Raw genomic sequence first — 19487 nt, 5'->3', positions numbered from 1 at the left:
ATATTAACGAGGGTTTATCTATATTTTTTACAGGTCGACCCATTTAATGCCGCCTGATTGCGTATCATTGTCAATCCAAACATCAAAGTGATGCTTTTCATAAAAATGAACGAGTCTGTCGACATGATCCCAATCACGCTTAGCGATGTCGCCCGTCACTTTCGGGATATTCTGCTCTCTGGCGATATGTTTTAAAAATTTCATGCAGATCGAGCCGTAGCCGTGGTTCGGCGGGCCTTTAATGTCCCCGATATGAATGGCATTGTCATAATAAGAGGCGATCAGTGAAAAACAGCCTCTTCCCCGGTAGGCTGACTCACAATCAGTCAGCATAATCTTACATGTTTGGCCATCATCAATCGAGGAAACAATGATCCAATCGTCATTGTTCGATTGATCAATACCAAGCACTCGCGCGTCTTTTGATACATCTATCAGATTTTCCCGCATTCTGAAAATCTGAAATTCAAGTTTATGAAGCTCTTTTTCCAGCTCTTTCTGATCTCTTTCTTCTGCAGTAAACAAAATCATACTCCTTTCACAGCGTAAAAGTCTTAGTTAAACACAAGTATCCATTGTAGTAAATGATGTCTTGGTTTGTAAATGGGTTTTGCAAAAACTTTTTTAGAAAAGTCTGCCGTTTATATGTGGATTGACGTTTTTAAGGCGGTGCGGATAGGGAAAGGAACAGTGAGCAGCGGAAAAAGGAGGAATCTATAATGGCAATTGACTCACTCATCGGCAAATTGAAGTACGTAATGACGGAATCTCCTGATAAAATGCTTTCCTTATATGTAAATACGGATATGAGAAATCCGGATCAGCAGGGGGGAGAGTGGAAAATCGCCTTGAAAACCGGTTTTCGGAGATTAAAAGAGTATCTGTCTGCCAGTGATCCGGAAGAAAAAAAATCTCTCGTCCGCATCATGGAACGTGTCTATCAATATATCGAGGGGCTTGGTAAAGAGATGCCGCGAAGTCTTGTATTTTTTGCATCGGGAGAAGGCGGTATTTGGGAGACGATTCAATTGCAGGTGCCTGTCGAAACACGATTTTATTGGGAGGAAGCGGCTGTCCTTGATCAATTAGAACTTCTTCGTGAACAATTTCCGAGCACGGCTTTTATTCTCACCCAGCAGAATGAAGTGAAGATCATAGAAACCGTACTCGGAAAAATTGAAGGGGTGGAGCATTATCATTACGACGTCATCAATGAATCGTGGAAACCGCAGGATGTAAGCGGAAGCTCCTCCGCGTCGATGGACGAAGACGCTGCCAAAGCCCACGTCGAAGAAAACCAAAACAGGCTGTATAAACGATTGGCTTCAAACCTTGATCAAAAGGCCGCTTCACACCAATGGGAGCGTCTCGTAATCGCAGGGGACAAAGAAACAGCCGATATTCTCGATCAGCATATGAATAAACCGATAGATCGGATCATTCCAAAAAATCTGTTGAATGAAAACGAACATAAGGTGATAGAAGAACTGTTGAAGGAAGCATAATATGACGAAAGGCCGGGTCTCAAACACCCGGTCTTTTTAGGGCTTAAGTTTGTCTAATTTCTGACGAAGCGGGCGAAACCGTTGACATCAAAGCTGAATTCTCATACCATTTGGATAGTCAGTAAAATTGAGAGAGGTCATAAGATGAATCAGACAGAAAACAAACCTAAAAGTTATACCGGTATCGTGCTGACATTGACCGTTCTGATCAACGGGTTAATTGCGGTGCTGTTTTTTATGCCGAAATCGGGACAGGTCAGCATTGCCAATATTCATATTCTGCCGATGTTAAATGCCATTTTTAACAGCTTTACTTTTATCTTTTTGCTGGCAGCGCTCTTTATGATTAAGCAAAAAAATATTCAAGCGCATAAACGTTTTATTTTGGCGGCGTTTACGACGACTTTGCTGTTTTTGATCTGCTATGTCGTATACCACTCTGTGGCTGAAAATACTTTATTCGGCGGCCACGGTATCATTCGGGGGATTTATTTCTTTATTTTAATTACGCACATCTGTCTTTCCGCCGTTATCGTGCCGCTTGCGCTGTTTACGCTGATCAGAGGATTCAGCATGCAAGTGGAGCGCCACAAAAAAATCGCGAGATGGACGATGCCGCTCTGGCTGTATGTCAGTCTGACGGGTGTCATTGTATACTTAATGATCTCACCGTATTATTAAAAAAAGCCGTGCTCTGCGCGGCTTTTTTCTATTGATTGAAAAAGGCGCCTCATCAGGGCGCCTTTTACTCTTCAAGCGTTTCAAGTGTTGTTACATTTAAGGATTGTTCAACGGTTTTTGTTTTTGCTTTTACTTTTTCTGCGTACGTGTAATCACCATAGCAGTAGGGATAACGGAAATTGTCTTTGTTCCCTCCGCAAGTGTAAAGTTTCGGATTCTTTTTGACCTGCTGCTCGGAGTATTGTTTTGCCAGTTCCTCAGTATGCGATCCTCCATGTTCAGCCACAAAATCAATATAGCCGGCTCCCATGTTGTAGCTTTGTATAATCGTATCCAAGTCTACGCCTTTTTTCTTGCCTGTTTGGTACATGAGAGTGAATTGTTTGATTCCCTGTTTGATACTGGTTTGAGGGTTTTTAATCTCATTTCGCTTTAAACCCAGAGATTCTGAAGACTGCATGGGATCATTTCCTCTTCCTTTTGACTCCTGATATATCATGCCGAGTACAAGCGATGTATATTTGGTGAGTCCTTTTTCATCCAGTTCGTCTTCAACAAGCGGTTTGTAATCTGTCAGCCGTTCAAGGACGATCGGCTTGACATCAAACGGAAGACTTTTGAGCCATTCATTATTTGAAAATAGCAGAATGAGGAAGAAGGAAACCATGACAAAAACACATATCATCATAAGACCCGCGGCAGCGAAACAGCCTTTTTTCTTTTTCTCCACTGTGTTTCACCCTCAATTTCAGGAGCATTATGACTTTTTCATTATGACACAGATGAATGCGCGAAACCAAGCGGAAACCCGTATTTGAAACATAAATTTAAAATAACGGTTCTTTTGTCAGGCGCAGGATGTATCTGCATCAATTGACATTTGGTATAATTGGGCTACTTGAGAAAAGAAGGGTGAGGTATATGACTGAATTTCACGAATCCGGAAACAAAAATGACCCCGCTGTCGATTTAGATGAGGAAACTTTATTTTTGGTTGCCCAGACTTTTAAGGCGTTGTCTGATCCGACCAGAATCAGAATTCTCCATTTGCTGTCACAGGGTGAGCACGCGGTAAATGATATCGCAGAAAAGCTGAATTTGCTGCAGTCTACCGTTTCTCATCAGCTGCGTTTTCTTAAAAATCTGCGCCTCGTCAAATCACGCAGAGAAGGAACATCCATCTATTATTCTCCTGAGGATGAACATGTGTTAGATGTGCTTCAGCAAATGATTCACCATACGCGGCACGATTAAAAAACATCCCTGCTTTTTAGACAGGGATGTCAGCCGTACTGACTGTTATTGGTTTGGTCTCTGCTCGTTTTTAAAACATAAAAAGAGAAGCCGCTGTAATACACTGCGATGAAATAAAAGATACTGATGGTCAGCGGATCGGCGCCGACCGTTTGGCTGTATGCCTCCGGATGGGTAAAGTCCGCTGTGACCCGGTAAATTTCAATAACGCGATAAACAAATCTCGATAGGAATAACGTTAATAGAATAAGTTCAATCCACAGGTGAGTGCGAAAATACATTTTTCCGCGGCGTTCTTCAAATGAAATGTTCCGTTTAGCAAACAGGACCAGAAGCCAGCCGCAAAAAGTGCCGAATATAAGATGGCCGTATAAAGCCGGGTGTGTGATGCTGAAAAACGCCAGAGCTGCGGCCAGCAATGAAAACAAAATCATTCTTGTATAAAGCCAGCGGGGTTTCAAAGGCTGGAAGCCGACGGACCGTTTCACCTTTTTATACAAAAAAAAGGCAATCATTAAGACAGGGCAGATGCTTTGAAGTGTGATATGCATGGTGTGGAACTCTCCCTCCGTTGAGTAGTGTATGCTTATCCGGCTGGTTTTAGTAGTCTGATTTATTCGCAGGCTGAAAGCATCTTTTATCACATTATGCACGTTTCTTTTTTTTGCATAAGAGAAGCGCCCGCGCCTTTTTCAGGATTTAAACATAAAACTCTTGAAAAACTAACGGTATTAGTTATAATAAAACTAATGATATTAGTTTTAGGGGGATGTTGATGAGAATCTTACAATACGGAAGTGTTTGGCAGCTGACTTTTTTTCCAGCGCTTTTCCCGGTGAATTGTTATTTGGTTGAAGAAGAAGAAGGAGTAACCCTGATTGACGCCGGACTGCCTAACAGTCATAAAGGAATCAAACAAGCATTGCGGCAGCTTGGGAAGCCGCTGAATGACATATTACTCACCCACGCGCACGGGGATCACATCGGTTCGCTTGACTCATTAGCTGCGGAATTTCCGGATGCTTCCGTCTGTATTTCTGAGCGGGATTCTTTCTTGCTGAAAGGTGACACTTCATTATTTGAGCATGAAGCACAAACGCCGATAAAGGGGGGAGTGCCGAAAAATGTTCAGACCGAACCTGATCGCCTGCTGAAAGGCGGCGAGCGGATCGGATCTTTACTTGTCATTCCCGCTCCCGGTCATACGCCGGGAAGCCTCGCTTTTAAAGATATGAGAAATGATATGCTGATCGTCGGAGATGCCTTTCAAGTACGGGGCGGCCTTGCTGTTTCTGGGAAGCTGAAATGGAAATTTCCGTTTCCGGCTTTTGCTACGTGGAATAAAGAAGAAGCTGTAAAAACAGCAAGAACACTTATCGCTCATCAACCAAGCAGTCTGGCCGCCGGACATGGAAATGTTCTCTGCAATCCCGTTGAAATGATGGCTGAGGCTGTTGAGGAAGCCGAACGAAGCCTGCCGGGAGGCCGATCATAATGTCACCGAGAGTCGGAATGAGCCTTGACATGATATTGAGAGCTGCAGCAGGCATCGCTGACGAAAAAGGGCTGAACGAAGTGACGCTTGCGGCTGTTGCAAAGTCCTTAAACGTAAAACCGCCTTCCCTTTACAATTTTGTCAATGGCCTTCAAGGAATTAAAACAGAGCTGGCTGTCTCCGGTTTAACTATGTTATATGAAAAAATGGCGGCCTCTGCAGAAGGACTGACGGGCGAAACGGCTTTGCTTGCTCTCGCCGATGCCTATATCAATTTCGCCGAAGCCAATCCCGGATTATATGACGCAACATTTCAAAAGATAAAAGATGGCCGGATTGAGAATCTGTCAAGCCTGCTTGTAGAGCTTGTTGTCAGGCAGCTGACAGCTAACGGATATGCACAGTCTGACACTGCGATTCATGCTGCGAGAGGACTGAGGAGCCTTCTTCACGGATTTGCCGTGTTGAGAAAACAGAGTGCATTTGAATTAACCGAATCAATTAAGGAAAGCCGGAAGTTTGCAGTTGTTGCTTTTCTAAGAGGTTTGCAGGAGAGGGAACAATAATATTATTATGTAAACTAAATAAAAAGACGTATCATGTAAAAGGAGGGACAAATGGATTCATTACAACATATCATTTGTGAGCGGCGCACCTATTCACATATTTTTGATTCTCATGCACACACATACTGTCAAATGCTCTTTCCGCTCGAAGGACAGCTGGACCTGGAGACAGAAAGACGTAAAATCAGATTAAAACCTGATCAAATGTTGTATATTCCGCCTGGGCATGAACATCGGTTCCGTTCTTTGGAGCGAAATGAATGTCTCGTTCTCGACATACCGGCATATTTTTTCAAAGGTTCATTTGCCCCCGGCGTTCTGAATAAGCTTGATCCTTTTTGGACATCGATTCGGTTTCTGCTGACAGAAGAGACAAAGCAGCAATCGGCTCATTCATTGAGTCTGCTTGCAGAATATATTGCTGAAAAGATACAAGAAAACCGTACAAATGATTCAATTGCGTATATCCGCCGAAATCTCTCAAAGACTTTTACAATTAAAGAGCTTGCCGCAATGGAACATTACCACCCGGCGTATTATTCCGACTGGTTTAAAAAGCAGACGGGGAAAAGCCCGCAAGCTTATATTGCTGAGCTCCGTATGAAGAAAGCGGAACAAATGCTTATTGAAACAAAATGCCGGCTGACAGACATCAGTCAGGAGGTCGGCTTTCAAAATTTGTCTTCCTTTACCAGATGGTTTGTCAGACATAAGGGAATAACGCCGCGTGTCTTCCGAAACACCTTTCAATCTGATAAATAATCCTGAAAATCGGTTAAATAAACTGCTTCTTTTTTTGGTAACATGATTGTAAAAAAGGAGTTTTTGATATGGCAGTCATTGAAGATTTTATCAAGCTTGATCTCAGAATAGGAACGGTCGTAAAAGCGGAAGTATTTCCGGAAGCAAAGGTGCCGGCCATTAAGATGACAATAGATTTCGGCGAAGAGATCGGCATGAAACAATCAAGCGCCCAGATTACAAAACGGTACGAACCGGGTGATCTGACGGGCAGACAGGTGACAGCTATTGTCAACTTTCCGCCGCGGCGGATCGCCGGATTTAAGTCAGAAGTTCTCGTTCTCGGCGGCATCCCGGAAAAAGGAGACGTTGTCCTGCTTACGCCAGAGCAGACAGTACCGAACGGAACGAAAATCGGATAATAAAAAAAGACGTTTGCAGAAGCAAACGTCTTTTGCGTATTGAGGCGATACACCACACGCCACATTCGTGTGTGCCGCAAGGGCATGTGCATCGGCTTACACAATTCAGCTCATCGCTATATCAATATAGCATGGCGGGTGTAGAAATGCAAGAGATTTTTTAATATATGTTATATCTGGCTTTGTTTTGCCGATCCCAGATTCCTTCGTGTAAGGTTTTCTTTGAAATTTTATGATCTTGAATAAAGCAGTTCGACAAATGCAAGAGATTCATCTAATCTTATATCCTATGGTAAAATTTAGACGGAAAGAAGCAGAAAGGAGCCGTAAATGAAGGTATTTGAAGCAGCCTCGTTCATTTCAGCCGCAGAAAAGCGGGCAAAACAATACGATCAGATTAGAGAACAATTTATCAATCTCAGAAAAGCATTTCAGGGAATGGCTGATTTAGATGACAGTGAGTTTTCAGGCAAAGGCGCCGACAACATTAAAGCATTCTTTCAAGATCACGCCGGTGTCACAGACAGCTGGCTTAATCTGATCGATATGAAAATCGCGTTTCTTAACAGTATTTCTGGAAAAGTATCTGATGCCGGATTGGCCGATTCGTTTGTGGAAGAGTCATTTTTAGAACACGAGCTGACTCATGCGAAGAATACATCACAAGCCATCATGCAGGAGCAGCGCAATGAAATGAAAGGTATCCTTGATGAAATCAGCGATATCATTCATCTTGATGTTTTCTCGACAGAAGATGTCGATCAAAAGCTTGAGTCAGCAGATAAAAAAAGGAACGATACCATACATAAACTCGGAAAGCTTGATCACGATCTAACGAAAGAATACGCAGAAACCGAGGCAAATGAACATTTCATTCAGGCAGATTTTCAACAGCTCCAAAACGCTACGGGAAAAGGGAAAAACGCCACTCCGCTTCACTATAACGCCAAGGCATACCGAGAAAGCGACATCCATAAGAAAAAAGACGAGATTGCAAGACACTCAGACACATATTTAACGTTTAAAAAGGAAGAAGCGAAAGAGCGGGAAATCAAGGATCTGAAGAAAAAACTCGCCGACGGTGTGACCGATCCAGATGAATATTTAGAAATTGCGAAGAAGATCGGCTATGAAAACCTTGAACCTTCCCAGCAGCAATATGTCATTCAGCTTGAACAAGCAAAACAGCTGGAAGAAGCCGGAGAAGTGACTTGGGATATATTAAAAGGAGCCGGCGTTGGTTTATATGATGTCGGGAAAGACACGGTTAGCGGGTTATGGCAACTAATCACTAAACCTGATGAAGTTGTTGAAGGTATCATAGGGGCAGTTGCTCATCCAATTAACACGTATAATGCCATTTCAACAGCTATTGAGGAATCGTATCAAAAAGATATGGTAAATGGAGATGCGTATTCCAGATCAAGATGGGTGACATATGCGGTCGGTTCAGCAGCTGTGGCTGTCGTCGGAACGAAAGGCGCAGGAGCCGTTAACAAAGCTGATGCGGCGGGGAAAGTCATAAACAAGGCAGGGCAGGCAGGGAAGAAAATTAAGGACGTTAAACTTCCAGAACTCCTTCCTTATAACTCTAAATATGATCTTGCTCTGTCGGGTGACGTACCATACAATGTGGTTGACAGCCAAAACCTTAAAAATGAACTTTTGACCAATGCAAAGAAAATCCCGGATGGAACGAGAAAGCCGTTTACTGGTCAAGAAATAAACCTTCCTTGGTTAAATAAAGAAAAGTATGGTGCTGTTGAAATAGACGGCAAAGTAAAAGTTAAAGGACAAATTAGAGATGTAAGCCGTAGAGTCTATACCTTAAAGGACATTGATATTAATCAAAAAACTCCAAAAGGAAAAACCAACCTGGAATTAATGAAAGATGGTAAGTCTCCTTATGCTAAAGACGGAACACAGATTAACTTACATCACCTCATACAAGAAGAAAGTGGACCGTTGCTTGAGATACCTAATAGTTTACATACAAAGTATAGCGACGTAATACATGGCCTTAAAGGTAATGGAGAAAGCTTCCGGAATGATGTTTACCTGGAGAAACAGTACGATAACTTTAAGACAAGGTATTGGAAGTGGAGAGCAAAACAATATGAGAAAGAATAAGGGGTTATAAACCATGGATTTTTATTTAAAAGTAAAAGAATTCATAGCTGATAATGCAAAAGAAAAAGATTTTACGGGTGGGATTGGAGAAGATAAAATTTTAAAAATTGAGCAAGATCTTCAAGTCACGTTGCCAGATAGCTACAAATGGTTTCTTAGAAAATATGGTTCTGGCGGGGTTTATGGAATCGATTTATTAGGCTATGATTTTGGCGGTGCTTCAGTTGTAGAAACAACCAGGGAATATCATGAATATAGGGGATTGCCAAGTGGCTTAGTAGTCATAGAACATGTTGATTTTTTTGGGTATTGTTTAGATACCAATAAAATCAACAGTGAAGGAGAATGTCCAGTTGTTATTTGGAGTGAATTCGGTGGCTATAAAGAACTTAATTCTGCCCATTTTATAAAGTTCTTTTATGAAAGACTTCATGAGATGAAAGAAAACTGGGAAGAAGATGCAGACTGGGACGATTAATAAAAGAAAGCTCTCTATTAGAGAGCCTTTTTTAGATTTTCAATTTTTAACAGGCTTTATAATGAGCAAACAGGCATTACTCAAAATACTCGCCGCGCCTATCCAAAGCAGCCATTGTGTTGCGGTCAGCCATGAGGCAGTTAGGATAAAGAGTCCAATGGCAATTGATATATAATTGCCGGCTCGGTCCAGTTTATGTTTGCAATGAATTTTATATTTGGCATGAGAAATAAATTGATCAATTTTATCTTTCAGCTCATAGCATTTTTCCTTCATTTTATCCTCTGTTTCTTTTACTTTTCGATAAAGCATATTATTCATCGTCTGCACTCCCATATCGCCGTTTTGAAAATTCAGCCATGATTTTTTCTTCATAGTCATCTGAGATGAATTGTGCCTGATCTTCAACTTTCAAATGTGCTTTTTCTTCAAAACCATCCTGTTCTTCACCATCAAAACGATAAAGTTTTTGCAATAGCCTCCAGAATGTTTCAATTTCATCAGTTGTGAAGTCATGAAACATATCCGCTAAAAAATAGGTGGATTTTTCTGAACAGGAAATTAACGCTTTTTTTCCTTCAGGGGTAATCTCAATATTGATTGCACGTTTATCCAGTTTGCTTGGCACAGTGTGAACATATCCTTTTTTCGCGAGGCTTGAAATTAATTTGTTAGCGGTTTGTTTTGTTGTGCCCAGCTTTTTAGCGATATTCATAAGTGTGGTATCTTCCGTCGGTAAATGGGCAATAGCAATAAGAGTCATGTGCTGTCGGGAAGTCAACATTTCTAAGTATTCGTCCCCCCGAGCCTGCACTTTATTGACAACCGAAAATAATGATGCGTAACTTTGTTGCATAACATGCAGTTCCTTCATTAATAAATTAATATCCATAATATCTCCCATCTAAATTGTCACCATGTTGACAATTACAATATACAACGAAATGGGAAACAAGTCAACATGGTGACTAATGGGAGGGGTTACGGCTGTTTTCAAAAATGTCACAGGTAATCGGAATGTTTACAGAAGGGGTAATAAGTAAAAGAATGCGAAAAGGGCATTAATCCAAAGTGAGAAGGTGTTTGACATGCAGAAAGTGAACTGGTCAGAACAGTATGAATGGTTCAATAAACAAGATGAAAAAGACGGGCGTTTAATGGCGCTCCTTCGTCATGAGCTTACATATGAGGAAGTCATACGGTTATATATGAAAGGGTTTTATTTGAAATCAAAAGAAGGGGATGTTTCGTTACGTAAGAACGATATCCATCGTATGTTTGGGGTTGAAGAGAGGCAGGGCGGCGAATCTTGATGAACGGGAAGAGAAAAACCCTTCCCGCTTTTCATGGCAGCTGTTATTCTTTTTCCAGCATGGAAGTCAGCCATTCTCTTAATGCAGTTTTCTGTACATACCGCTTTCCGTTTCTCGTGATATGCGGAATGTCAGAGGTGTCGGGCACGATTTGTTTCGCTTCTTCCTTGGTAACTCCTAAATAATAACCGATATAGAAGTGCAGATCTTTTTCTTTAATGAGAATGTGGTCAGTGTGTTCATGAGGATCAGGTGATTTAAAGTTTTTCAATCCGTCTCCGATGAAATATCGTAATGATATCCATACAGCAAACCTCCAATAAACGTTATCACTTTTTATACGGTGAAGCCGGCCGAAAGGATTCAGCCTTCATCAAAACCGCTCGGCGTTTATTGCGGACGGTTTTAATTGCTGAGCTTTTCCACCTGCACCTTTCCGGAGAAGAAAACAGCGCCTCCGCCCATATCCGCCAGCCGATCGGGCGTGAGCGAATTGACGAGCTGTTTTTTATCATCCATATCGGCCCAAAGACCTTGGCTGACTGCAACGCCGGGAAGCACCTGTTCGCCGACCGAAGCTGTTAATTCACACTCGCCGCGGTGATTCCAAACTCTAACGGTTTCCCCGTCTTCTATGTTCCGGCGTACAGCATCTTCTGTATGAATAAAAAGCTTTGGCGCTTTTTCCAGTTTTACGTGTTTTTCATTATTCGAAAATGTCGAATTTAAAAAATTATGATTCGGTCCCGGGACAAATAAAAGCGGAAAATCGCCATCGCTCTCAAGAGGGATGTGTGTCGGCAGCGCCGGATAACCGTCTTGTTTCATCTTTTCCGAATATAATTCAATTTTTCCGCTCGGTGTCTTGAGCTGTCCCGGAAAAAGCGGTTTTTTCCGTTTGGCTTTCATGAAGGAATGGCGTGAGAGCGCTTCGTAATCAATATCCTCGATATACGGATTGTCGGGAAAGTCCAGCGCCTGTCTGATCAATTCTTCATCGGAATCCTGAAGCTCCTGCTCGGTAAATCCCATTGCTCCGGCAAGCAAACGGAACAATTCCGTATTCGATTTGCTGTCCCCGTAGGGTTCGATCACCGGTTTTTGCAGCTGAATAAAATGATGCCAGTAAGACGTGTAAAAATCCGTGTTTTCAAAAGCGGATGCAGCAGGGAGCACGATATCCGCATATTTGGCGGTTTCCGTTAAAAACAGATCGTGAACGACTGTAAATAAATCCTCCCGCATCAGGCCTTTTCTGACTTTATTCGCTTCCGGCGCAACCACTGCGGGATTCGTACCGTAAATAAACAGGGAGCGCACGGGCGGTTTTGTTTCTAAAAGAACGCTTCCGAGCCTGTTCATATTAAATGATCGCGGCTTCCTGCCGTAAAGCAGATCAGGCCGCTGGAGCGCTTGTCTGTTATAGTTTAATACCGCGCTGTTGTGCTTGATTGCGCCTCCTCCGGTGTTGAGCCACTGTCCTGTAACAGCCGGAAGGCAGGCAACGGTGCGGACGATCATTCCGCCATTGTCATGGTGCTGAATGCCGTTTCCGATCCTGATAAGGGAAGGGGAGGTTTCTCCGTACATTCTCGCAAGGCGTCTGATATCGTCGGCTTTAACGCCTGTAATAGCAGAAACCGTTTCCGGATCATAGTGTTTGACATGCGCTTTTAATTCGTCACTGCCTTCGGTGTATTCTGTGAGAAATGCTTCATCGTGAAGGTTTTCGTCGAATAAGACATGCATGATACCGAGGGCGAGTGCGGCATCTGTGCCGGGGCGAATGGGAATAAACCAATCGGCAAGCCGGCCGGTTTGGTTCTTATGTACATCGATAACGACAATTTTAGCCCCTTTTTTCCGGGCTTTTTGAGCAATCATGACTTGGTGCATATTCGTGCTGACGGCATTGATTCCCCAAAAAATAAAGAGCTTTGCATGTATGGTCTCCTCCGGATCAGTACCCGCTCCTTCACCCATTGTATAGTTATAGCCTTCAGATCCGGCTTTGCTGCAGATCGTCCGTTCGAGATGACTCGCTCCGAGACGATGGAAAAAACGGCGGTCCATTCCCTCTGCCGCCAGTTTTCCCATATTGCCGTAAAAGCTGTACGGAAGAATGCTTTCCGCTCCTTCTTCGGCAATAAGCTCTTTCCAGCGCGCACTGATCGTATTGATCGCTTCCTCCCAGGAAATAGGCGCAAACGCGGCTTCACCTTTTTTACCGATCCGTTTTAACGGAACGGTTACGCGCTTTTCATCATAAATGCGCTCAGCCATGTGTCTGACTTTGTTGCAAATATTCCCTGATGTGACCGGGTGATCGGGGTCTCCCTGAATGTTAACGATTTTTCCGTCTTTTTTTGTCACAAGCAAGCCGCATTGATCGGGACAGTCTAGTGAGCATACCGACTTAAAGACCCCGTTCGGCTGTTTTGCAGCAGAATTCATAGCCCATTTCTCCTCTTTGTTTATATTGTAAGCATTATAACATTTCAAAATCGAACGTCAATTCAGAAAAAAAGTGTTGACATCACGGAAAGACTTTTCTATGATGAGTTTATTCTTTTAAACAGCCTGACAATTTCATCATTTTATTTTCTATCCAGAGAGGTGGAGGGACTGGCCCTACGAAACCTCGGCAACATTTATTGTGCCAATTCCAGCAAGCGTATGCTTGAAAGATAGGAAAGAATGATCTATACATATTTGTGCGCTTCAAGTGCATAAAGACGGTATATGAATCTCTTTCCTTCTTTGGGGAAAGAGATTTTTTTATGAAAAAATTTATGTGAAAAGGATGTTTTGCACCATGACGGTTTTAATTACCGCACCATATCACGACGAGGGGCTGAAGGAGCTGACGGAGCTGTTCGGCCGGACTGTGCACCGGCCGTGGAAGAAGCACGGCCGGGCCTATCGGGAAGATGAATTAATCCGAATGATTCAAGAGACAAACGCGTCGGGGCTTATTACTGAACTTGATGAGGTGTCTGAGCGTGTTATTGACATATTGCCCGATTCCGCTTTTATCGGTGTCTGCAGAGGAATGCCGTCTAACGTGGATATTGCGGCGGCGACTAAAAGAAAAATCCCCGTTTTCTTTACACCGGCCCGCAATGCCCAGGCTGTTGCTGAAATGTTTATCGGAAATGTGATTTCATTTTTGCGTCATACGTATTCTTCCCATCAGTGGCTGAAGGACGGGAAGTGGAATGGTGATTATTTGCAGGCTTACGTCAAATTCAGAGGAAATGAGCTGACAGGGAAAACAGTCGGCCTTATCGGTTTCGGAGCTGTCGGACAGAGAATCGCCCGGCTATTGGCCGCCTTTGACTGCAAGGTGCTTTACTATGACCCATTTGTCCGTCATGAAAACCGGGAGTATGAAAAAACGACGATTGAACGGGTATTTTCTGAAAGTGATATTGTTTCCGTTCACTTGCCGCGCACAGAAGAAACCATCGGCCTTATCGGCGCCCGGCACTTTCAATTGATGAAACAGGAAGCTGTTTTTGTCAATACGTCAAGAGCGGCGGTTACAGACAGGGAAGAGCTGCTGCGGGTGCTGAAAGAACGGCGGATTAAGGGAGCGATCCTTGACGTGTTTTATCACGAACCGCCTGAATCTTCTGATTATGAATTGATCTCTTTGCCGAATGTGTTAGCGACTCCCCATTTAGCGGGCGCAACATTTGAAGTGGAAGATCATCATGTGAAGATTTTAAATGAAGCGCTTTTCAAATGGAAACAAGATCAAACCTGCTCAATACGTGAACTTTATAACAAAAGAGAACTTGAAACGGAAGGAGGAGGCTGTAATGGCTGAACAAAAAGGCTACCTTGTATTTGACATCGGGACGGGGAATGCGCGAGTCGCGGTCGTGACTGCCGGCGGCGAAGTGACCGCGCTTGAAAGGGAAGACATTGAATATGTGACGGATCCGCTTTATCCGGACGGACGATATTTCTCACCGGAAGGGTTATGGAAGCAAATCAGCGCTATGGCAAGGAAAGTTATTGGCAAAAGCCCTCATATTACATTAATCGGAATCACCTCAACAAGCCAGAGGCAGGGAATTGTTCTGATCAATAAAGATAAAAAGGCATTTCTCGGTCTGCCCAACATTGATAACAGAGGCCGTGAATGGGAAGACGGGATTGAGACAAAAGAAGAAGTGCATCAGCAAACCGGACGTCTTCCGAGCGCTTTATTTTCCGCCATGAAACTTGTCGGATTAAAAGCTAGACAGCCGTCTTTATGGAAAGAAGTGAAGTACATCACAAGCATCAGTGACTGGGTGACATTTGAGCTGAGCGGTATTTTAAGCTATGAACCGTCACAGGCTGCTGAAACACTGCTGTTTGACGTAAGGAAAAAGGCGTGGTCAGAGAAATTATGCAACATCTTCGGTGTGCCTTCTGCCATTCTTCCTTCACTCGTCCGATCTGGGACGGTTGTCGGAATGTTAACGTTTAAGAAAGCGGCGGTTCTCGGTCTATCTGAAAGAGTGCCTGTGATTGCAGGCGGGGGAGACACACAGCTTGCCATCAAAAGTGCAGATGCAAAGCCGGGAGATATCGTCATCGTATCCGGCACGACGACGCCGATTACAAAGATAACAGCGGAGACCGGAACCGAAAGTTTAGAGAATGCATGGCTGAATTGCCATACAGAAGAAGGTCAATGGCTTCTTGAAACGAATCCGGGTGTAACAGGACTCAATTATCAAAAATTAAAATCCATTTTTTATCCGAATGAATCCTACGGCGTTATGGAACGGGAAATCGCAAGTCTGCAGAAACATGATCATGCTTGTATTTCTGCGTTAGGCTCCTATTTATCGCCTGAGAAAAACGCACTGGCAAAAGGCGGATTTATTTTTGACGCTCCGCTGTCCCAAAACTTAAGCAGAGCCCATTTTGTCAAAGCCGCACTGCTGGAAATCGCTTTTTCAATCAAATGGAACTATGAGGCGTTAACAGAGGTGTCTTCCTTTTCACAAGATGATGTGAAGGTGTGCGGCGGCGGTTTCCAAAGTGATGCTTTGACGCAGTTTCTTGCTAACCTTCTCCAAAAGAAAATCTATAAGAGAGAGGGGTTCAGCCAGGCATCCGCAATGGGAGCGGCGATGATTTGCAACGAAGCTCTCGGTGTGACAGCAGAGCTTTCGAGCCGCACAAAGGTAATTGAGCCGGAAGCGGATCAGACGGATCTCTTCCTATATGAAGAATGGAAATATACGCAAAAATTATTTACTCATTTTCAGCCGGCGGTGAAAGCCTGACTTGGGGATGAGATGACAACATGAAAGATTGCTGAGGAGGAACAAAAATGCTTAATAAAATAGGAATTCCGAAACAGCTCGCATGGGGATTTTTGGGAGTCGTGCTGTTTATGATGGGGGACGGCCTTGAACAAGGCTGGCTCAGCCCGTTTTTAGTTGAAAACGGCTTGACGGTACAGCAATCAGCATCCCTGTTTACGGTTTACGGTATTTCTCTCGCTGTGGCGTCTTGGTTTTCAGGGGTCTGCCTCGAAGCCTTCGGCGCAAAGCGGACGATGTTTATGGGGCTGTTGTTTTACGTTATCGGAACAGCCGCGTTTATCGCATACGGATTTGAAAATCTTAATTTGTCGGTGATGTATGTCACGTATTTTATTAAAGGGCTGGGTTATCCGCTGTTTGCCTATTCTTTTTTGACATGGGTGATTTACCGGTCGCCGAAAAACAGGCTCAGTACGGCGGTCGGCTGGTTCTGGATTGCATATTGCTGCGGGATGTTTGTATTCGGTGCTTGGTATTCAAGCTGGGCCATCAAATCCTTCGGCTATTTGAATACACTGTGGAGTTCAATTTTCTGGGTCTGCCTCGGCGCGTTTTTTGCTTTGATTTTAAATAGGGACCGCTTTGAAAAGAAAAAGGCAGATAAGCGGGAAAAGGCGCAGGAATTAATGAAGGGAATCACCATCCTTGCTGAAAATCCGCGCGTGCTCTCTGGGGGGATCATTCGGATCATTAACAGCATTGGTACATACGGATTTCCGGTATTTCTTCCGATGCATATGGCGCAGCACGGCATTTCTACAAATGTATGGCTTCAAATTTGGGGAACGATCTTTCTCGGAAATATCGTCTTTAACTTAATCTTCGGCGCAGTCGGCGATGCATTCGGCTGGAAGAAGACTGTCATGTGGTTCGGGGGAGTGGGCTGCGGCATTTTTACTCTTTTATTATATTATGCTCCTGTTGTATCACATGGGAACTTGCTTTTCGTCAGCATTGTCGGTTTTATATGGGGAGGGCTCCTCGCCGGATTCGTTCCGATCGGGGCTATCGTGCCGACGGCGGCCGGCAGCGATAAAGGTGCTGCCATGTCTGTGTTAAATCTGGCTGCGGGCCTGTCGGCATTTGTCGGCCCCGCGCTTGCCTGGGCGTTCATCGGGCTTGTCGGCGCACAAGGCGTTGTATGGATTTTCGCAGCGCTCTATTTCGTAAGTGCAATCTTGACAAATCAAATCAAAATACCTGAAGAGAAAACGGCAAAACACAATAAAGCATTGCCTGAATACGCTTCTTAACAGCACCGCCCCGAAAATTCGGGGCGTTTTTTTACAGCTGCTGAAGAAACCCGGCAAAGCGCTGAATTTGTTCACGTAACGATTGTTTGTTTTCGTGAAATTGTTTGAAACGATGTCCGTTTGCTCCGGACGGATGCGGGAAGCCTTCCAGAATGACCGCATGACCCATTCTGCCGTTCTTCTTCAGCATGCGGCAGGCTGATTCTGCTGCTTTGCCGAGAGGGATAAGCAGAATGTCCTTTTTCATCATTTCTATTTCATCCGGAAAACATGTCAGCGCGTAACGGCTGAGAAGAGCTGACCTGCTGATTGCCGGCCGATGTCCCGTATAGTTTTTCTGTTTATAAAAAACAGGGTGTTTGATAACGGACGTTGTATGAAGAAGCTCCCGTTTTGAATCAAATAACCGGGATGAATCCTCAACGTGAAGCGCGGCCGGCAGACCGCATTCATTAAGCATTTCGATGATGTTCTGCCTCATTGAACCGGAAAGTCCGGCCGCTTTTTTTGTTTCATAGGCTATCGTTTCAAGAGTTTCGCCATCTTTTAAAAGCTGTGCCGCTTTTTTGTAAGCCAGCTGCATTTGAAAAAAACCGGGTGTGATTCCGGAAATGGCAACGACTGCATAAGGGTTAATATATTCATTATGAGGCGAATAATACAAATCCAGATCTCCGTCCTTAGCTAAATGGAAAGCCGGAGTCAGCAAATCCGATTTTGTAAACCCTACCGAAGAAGATAGTGCTTTAAGCTGCTGCAAAAAATGCGCAAGCCGCTCACGATCGCAAATCATGTTATGCCTCCTTGAATCCGTCGGTTTCTCTTAGTGTCATCAAAAACGTCGGATGACATGCAGGCTCATACATCACTTTTACCGGCGTTCCAGAGCATCTTCAGGACGTGAGGCGTTCCTTTAACTTCGGCCGCCGTCGTTTGCACGGCTGTTTTTTTAGTGAGAAAATCTTCTTTCAGCTCTTTCTGCTTTTGCGATAACAGATCGGTTTCTGTTTTGATTTCATCAACGGCCGTCTGCATGGACGCTGTCGCGGCGTTAATCTTCTTTATATCAGGCGCTGTGTTTCTTTTAAAATGCACGGCGGATACGGCTGCATAAATTAATGCGGCAGCCGCAACGGCAGCACTGATATACAAAATGATGATCATCTGCTTTTCACTCCTTTTTTTCAGTTGATACCCTTTACGGATCGTGTTGAATCATTTTATTTGCTAATTGTTTTTTTTCTGCTTATAATGTGAAATCGTACATAAGGACATTCAGAAAGGGTGAAAGACGTGGAAAGTTTACAAAACAAAACGGCTCTTATCACGGGTGCGGGCAGAGGAATCGGCCGCGCCGCCGCTATCGCTTTAGCCAAAGAAGGAGTCAATATCGGTTTAATCGGCCGCACAGAAGCAAATGTCGAAAAGGTTGCGGAAGAAGTGAAAGCCCTTGGTGTAAAGGCATCATTCGCTGCTGCCGATGTAAAAAACCAAAAAGAGGTAGAGCAAGCCGTCTCCTCTATTAAAGAAGAACTCGGTGAGATTGACATCTTGATTAATAATGCCGGAATCAGCAAATTCGGCGGATTTTTGGATCTTACGCCTGAAGAGTGGGAAGACATCATTCAAGTGAATGTAATGGGTGTATACCACGTGACACGCGCCGTTCTACCTGAAATGATTGAGAGAAAATCAGGAGATATCATTAATATTTCTTCTACGGCGGGCCAAAGAGGCGCCGCGGCGACAAGTGCGTACAGCGCTTCTAAATTTGCCGTTCTCGGTCTGACTGAATCTCTCATGCAGGAAGTCAGAAAACACAATATCCGTGTCAGCGCAATGACTCCGAGCACGGTTGCCAGCGACATGTCTATTGAATTAAATCTGACAGACGGCAATCCGGAAAAAGTCATGCAACCTGAGGATCTTGCAGAATATATGGTTGCTCAATTGAAATTACATCCGCGCATTTTCATCAAAACTGCCGGTTTGTGGTCAACTAATCCTTAAACAAAAGGGGACCTGTCTTCATGACGGGTCTTTTTTATTCCATTCGAAACGGTCCATCGGCTCTTCTGATTATCTTTTGAAGGGGATGTTAATAGATCAAAAGATTCATCTTCTGAATTTCCGTGAACGGGGGAGTACCAGCGAAGCTGTCACAACCCGAAATAAGGAAATATCAAGATTAAAATAAGTTATAATTGGGGTAGCGTCAGAAAAATGCGGATTTACAACGTTAAGCAAATAAAGTTCCCAAAAGACGCTATATAGGGAAGGTCTCTCATCAATCCAGGGACATCTTTATTTTTAATT

At 43.8% G+C, this 19487-nt stretch carries 23 protein-coding genes and 1 riboswitch; of the genes, 14 read left to right on the top strand and 9 right to left on the bottom strand.

What is annotated here, in order from left to right; all coding sequences use genetic code 11:
• Window positions 1–27: 27 nt before the first annotated feature.
• Window positions 28–531 (bottom strand): N-acetyltransferase, encoded by a 504-nt coding sequence (locus ACKTRM_RS09600; protein ID WP_014418107.1) that lies wholly within the window; start codon window positions 529–531, stop codon window positions 28–30.
• A 188-nt stretch (window positions 532–719) separates the two neighbouring features.
• On the opposite strand from ACKTRM_RS09600, the gene ACKTRM_RS09595 reads away from it, so the two are divergent.
• Both ACKTRM_RS09595 and ACKTRM_RS09590 read left to right on the top strand, forming a co-directional pair.
• Window positions 720–1505 carry a VLRF1 family aeRF1-type release factor gene (locus ACKTRM_RS09595; protein ID WP_012117737.1) on the top strand — a complete coding sequence of 262 codons (786 nt, stop codon included), beginning with the start codon at window positions 720–722 and terminating at the stop codon, window positions 1503–1505.
• 144 nt (window positions 1506–1649) lie between these two features.
• Complete coding sequence (locus ACKTRM_RS09590; protein WP_007407990.1) at window positions 1650–2186, top strand: DUF420 domain-containing protein; 537 nt, start codon at window positions 1650–1652, stop codon at window positions 2184–2186.
• Window positions 2187–2250: 64 nt separating this feature from the next.
• On the opposite strand, the gene ACKTRM_RS09585 is transcribed toward ACKTRM_RS09590, so the two are convergent.
• Window positions 2251–2916, bottom strand: coding sequence for a lysozyme family protein (locus ACKTRM_RS09585; protein WP_003153802.1), 666 nt, complete (start codon window positions 2914–2916; stop codon window positions 2251–2253).
• Between the two features lie 191 nt (window positions 2917–3107).
• Between ACKTRM_RS09585 and czrA the strand changes: the two genes are divergently transcribed.
• Window positions 3108–3440 carry a Zn(II)-responsive metalloregulatory transcriptional repressor CzrA gene (gene czrA / locus ACKTRM_RS09580; RefSeq protein WP_012117736.1) on the top strand — a complete coding sequence of 111 codons (333 nt, stop codon included), beginning with the start codon at window positions 3108–3110 and terminating at the stop codon, window positions 3438–3440.
• Between the two features lie 29 nt (window positions 3441–3469).
• Here czrA and ACKTRM_RS09575 read toward each other — a convergent pair whose 3' ends face one another.
• On the bottom strand, window positions 3470–3991 hold the full coding sequence (locus tag ACKTRM_RS09575; RefSeq protein ID WP_007407994.1) for a hypothetical protein: 522 nt from the start codon (window positions 3989–3991) through the stop codon (window positions 3470–3472).
• Between the two features lie 224 nt (window positions 3992–4215).
• Here ACKTRM_RS09575 and ACKTRM_RS09570 point away from each other — a divergent pair, with 224 nt between their 5' ends.
• The 6 genes from ACKTRM_RS09570 (at window position 4216) to ACKTRM_RS09545 (ending at window position 9272) form a co-directional block, all read left to right on the top strand.
• Window positions 4216–4935, top strand: coding sequence for an MBL fold metallo-hydrolase (locus ACKTRM_RS09570; RefSeq protein WP_012117735.1), 720 nt, complete (start codon window positions 4216–4218; stop codon window positions 4933–4935).
• Window positions 4935–5501 (top strand): TetR/AcrR family transcriptional regulator, encoded by a 567-nt coding sequence (locus tag ACKTRM_RS09565; protein WP_012117734.1) that lies wholly within the window; start codon window positions 4935–4937, stop codon window positions 5499–5501. The genes ACKTRM_RS09570 and ACKTRM_RS09565 overlap by 1 nt, the downstream gene beginning before the upstream one ends.
• A gap of 51 nt (window positions 5502–5552) precedes the next feature.
• Entirely contained in the window at window positions 5553–6263 is a 711-nt protein-coding gene (locus ACKTRM_RS09560) for an AraC family transcriptional regulator (protein ID WP_007407997.1), read from the top strand.
• Between the two features lie 68 nt (window positions 6264–6331).
• On the top strand, window positions 6332–6664 hold the full coding sequence (gene csaA, locus ACKTRM_RS09555) for a chaperone CsaA (protein WP_007611940.1): 333 nt from the start codon (window positions 6332–6334) through the stop codon (window positions 6662–6664).
• A gap of 330 nt (window positions 6665–6994) precedes the next feature.
• Complete coding sequence (locus ACKTRM_RS09550; RefSeq protein WP_012117733.1) at window positions 6995–8794, top strand: T7SS effector LXG polymorphic toxin; 1800 nt, start codon at window positions 6995–6997, stop codon at window positions 8792–8794.
• Window positions 8795–8807: 13 nt separating this feature from the next.
• On the top strand, window positions 8808–9272 hold the full coding sequence (locus tag ACKTRM_RS09545) for an SMI1/KNR4 family protein (RefSeq protein WP_012117732.1): 465 nt from the start codon (window positions 8808–8810) through the stop codon (window positions 9270–9272).
• Between the two features lie 39 nt (window positions 9273–9311).
• Here ACKTRM_RS09545 and ACKTRM_RS09540 read toward each other — a convergent pair whose 3' ends face one another.
• Together ACKTRM_RS09540 and ACKTRM_RS09535 are read right to left on the bottom strand one after the other, a co-directional pair.
• Window positions 9312–9593, bottom strand: coding sequence for a hypothetical protein (locus ACKTRM_RS09540; protein ID WP_012117731.1), 282 nt, complete (start codon window positions 9591–9593; stop codon window positions 9312–9314).
• A complete protein-coding gene (locus ACKTRM_RS09535; RefSeq protein ID WP_041482255.1) occupies window positions 9586–10164 on the bottom strand; it encodes a MarR family winged helix-turn-helix transcriptional regulator in 579 nt (192 codons plus the stop codon). Before ACKTRM_RS09535 ends, ACKTRM_RS09540 begins: the two co-directional genes overlap by 8 nt.
• A gap of 196 nt (window positions 10165–10360) precedes the next feature.
• On the opposite strand from ACKTRM_RS09535, the gene ACKTRM_RS09530 reads away from it, so the two are divergent.
• Window positions 10361–10585: a hypothetical protein gene (locus ACKTRM_RS09530; protein WP_012117729.1), complete on the top strand. Its 225-nt coding sequence runs from the start codon at window positions 10361–10363 to the stop codon at window positions 10583–10585.
• 43 nt (window positions 10586–10628) lie between these two features.
• Here ACKTRM_RS09530 and ACKTRM_RS09525 read toward each other — a convergent pair whose 3' ends face one another.
• Window positions 10629–10856: a hypothetical protein gene (locus ACKTRM_RS09525; RefSeq protein ID WP_012117728.1), complete on the bottom strand. Its 228-nt coding sequence runs from the start codon at window positions 10854–10856 to the stop codon at window positions 10629–10631.
• A 134-nt stretch (window positions 10857–10990) separates the two neighbouring features.
• Window positions 10991–13039: a molybdopterin oxidoreductase family protein gene (locus tag ACKTRM_RS09520; protein ID WP_012117727.1), complete on the bottom strand. Its 2049-nt coding sequence runs from the start codon at window positions 13037–13039 to the stop codon at window positions 10991–10993.
• Window positions 13040–13186: 147 nt separating this feature from the next.
• A riboswitch (SAM riboswitch) is annotated at window positions 13187–13279 on the top strand.
• A 121-nt stretch (window positions 13280–13400) separates the two neighbouring features.
• Between ACKTRM_RS09520 and ACKTRM_RS09515 the strand changes: the two genes are divergently transcribed.
• Genes ACKTRM_RS09515 through ACKTRM_RS09505 form a run of 3 tightly spaced genes read left to right on the top strand, consistent with a single transcriptional unit; the run spans window position 13401 to window position 17171 of the window.
• Entirely contained in the window at window positions 13401–14417 is a 1017-nt protein-coding gene (locus ACKTRM_RS09515; RefSeq protein WP_012117726.1) for a 2-hydroxyacid dehydrogenase, read from the top strand.
• Window positions 14410–15876 (top strand): FGGY-family carbohydrate kinase, encoded by a 1467-nt coding sequence (locus ACKTRM_RS09510; protein WP_012117725.1) that lies wholly within the window; start codon window positions 14410–14412, stop codon window positions 15874–15876. Before ACKTRM_RS09515 ends, ACKTRM_RS09510 begins: the two co-directional genes overlap by 8 nt.
• 47 nt (window positions 15877–15923) lie before the next feature.
• A complete protein-coding gene (locus ACKTRM_RS09505; protein WP_023356946.1) occupies window positions 15924–17171 on the top strand; it encodes an RbtT/DalT/CsbX family MFS transporter in 1248 nt (415 codons plus the stop codon).
• Window positions 17172–17202: 31 nt separating this feature from the next.
• On the opposite strand, the gene ACKTRM_RS09500 is transcribed toward ACKTRM_RS09505, so the two are convergent.
• Complete coding sequence (locus ACKTRM_RS09500) at window positions 17203–17964, bottom strand: hypothetical protein (RefSeq protein WP_012117723.1); 762 nt, start codon at window positions 17962–17964, stop codon at window positions 17203–17205.
• Between the two features lie 65 nt (window positions 17965–18029).
• On the bottom strand, window positions 18030–18335 hold the full coding sequence (locus tag ACKTRM_RS09495) for a hypothetical protein (RefSeq protein WP_012117722.1): 306 nt from the start codon (window positions 18333–18335) through the stop codon (window positions 18030–18032).
• A gap of 129 nt (window positions 18336–18464) precedes the next feature.
• On the opposite strand from ACKTRM_RS09495, the gene ACKTRM_RS09490 reads away from it, so the two are divergent.
• Window positions 18465–19181, top strand: a complete 717-nt coding sequence (locus tag ACKTRM_RS09490; RefSeq protein WP_007407344.1) for a 3-ketoacyl-ACP reductase — start codon at window positions 18465–18467, stop codon at window positions 19179–19181.
• Window positions 19182–19487 lie beyond the last annotated feature (306 nt).

The sequence above is a fragment of the Bacillus sp. D7-8 genome, from assembly GCF_052055895.1.
Taxonomy (GTDB): Bacteria; Bacillota; Bacilli; order Bacillales; family Bacillaceae; genus Bacillus; species Bacillus velezensis.
Note: the sequence above shows the minus strand (reverse complement) of the source record. Positions and strands in the feature narration are given on the sequence as shown.

Excerpts from the sequence above, each read along its gene's own strand:
- ACKTRM_RS09545 (WP_012117732.1), top strand. The coding sequence starts at position 8,808 with ATGGATTTTTATTTAAAAGTAAAAGAATTCATAGCTGATAATGCAAAA.
- ACKTRM_RS09505 (WP_023356946.1), top strand. The coding sequence starts at position 15,924 with ATGCTTAATAAAATAGGAATTCCGAAACAGCTCGCATGGGGATTTTTG.
- ACKTRM_RS09575 (WP_007407994.1), bottom strand. The coding sequence starts at position 3,991 with ATGCATATCACACTTCAAAGCATCTGCCCTGTCTTAATGATTGCCTTT.
- czrA (WP_012117736.1), top strand. The coding sequence starts at position 3,108 with ATGACTGAATTTCACGAATCCGGAAACAAAAATGACCCCGCTGTCGAT.
- ACKTRM_RS09510 (WP_012117725.1), top strand. The coding sequence starts at position 14,410 with ATGGCTGAACAAAAAGGCTACCTTGTATTTGACATCGGGACGGGGAAT.
- ACKTRM_RS09520 (WP_012117727.1), bottom strand. The coding sequence starts at position 13,039 with ATGAATTCTGCTGCAAAACAGCCGAACGGGGTCTTTAAGTCGGTATGC.
- ACKTRM_RS09565 (WP_012117734.1), top strand. The coding sequence starts at position 4,935 with ATGTCACCGAGAGTCGGAATGAGCCTTGACATGATATTGAGAGCTGCA.
- csaA (WP_007611940.1), top strand. The coding sequence starts at position 6,332 with ATGGCAGTCATTGAAGATTTTATCAAGCTTGATCTCAGAATAGGAACG.
- ACKTRM_RS09540 (WP_012117731.1), bottom strand. The coding sequence starts at position 9,593 with ATGAATAATATGCTTTATCGAAAAGTAAAAGAAACAGAGGATAAAATG.
- ACKTRM_RS09590 (WP_007407990.1), top strand. The coding sequence starts at position 1,650 with ATGAATCAGACAGAAAACAAACCTAAAAGTTATACCGGTATCGTGCTG.
- ACKTRM_RS09530 (WP_012117729.1), top strand. The coding sequence starts at position 10,361 with ATGCAGAAAGTGAACTGGTCAGAACAGTATGAATGGTTCAATAAACAA.
- ACKTRM_RS09535 (WP_041482255.1), bottom strand. The coding sequence starts at position 10,164 with ATGGATATTAATTTATTAATGAAGGAACTGCATGTTATGCAACAAAGT.
- ACKTRM_RS09495 (WP_012117722.1), bottom strand. The coding sequence starts at position 18,335 with ATGATCATCATTTTGTATATCAGTGCTGCCGTTGCGGCTGCCGCATTA.
- ACKTRM_RS09600 (WP_014418107.1), bottom strand. The coding sequence starts at position 531 with ATGATTTTGTTTACTGCAGAAGAAAGAGATCAGAAAGAGCTGGAAAAA.
- ACKTRM_RS09595 (WP_012117737.1), top strand. The coding sequence starts at position 720 with ATGGCAATTGACTCACTCATCGGCAAATTGAAGTACGTAATGACGGAA.
- ACKTRM_RS09560 (WP_007407997.1), top strand. The coding sequence starts at position 5,553 with ATGGATTCATTACAACATATCATTTGTGAGCGGCGCACCTATTCACAT.
- ACKTRM_RS09500 (WP_012117723.1), bottom strand. The coding sequence starts at position 17,964 with ATGATTTGCGATCGTGAGCGGCTTGCGCATTTTTTGCAGCAGCTTAAA.
- ACKTRM_RS09515 (WP_012117726.1), top strand. The coding sequence starts at position 13,401 with ATGACGGTTTTAATTACCGCACCATATCACGACGAGGGGCTGAAGGAG.
- ACKTRM_RS09570 (WP_012117735.1), top strand. The coding sequence starts at position 4,216 with ATGAGAATCTTACAATACGGAAGTGTTTGGCAGCTGACTTTTTTTCCA.
- ACKTRM_RS09550 (WP_012117733.1), top strand. The coding sequence starts at position 6,995 with ATGAAGGTATTTGAAGCAGCCTCGTTCATTTCAGCCGCAGAAAAGCGG.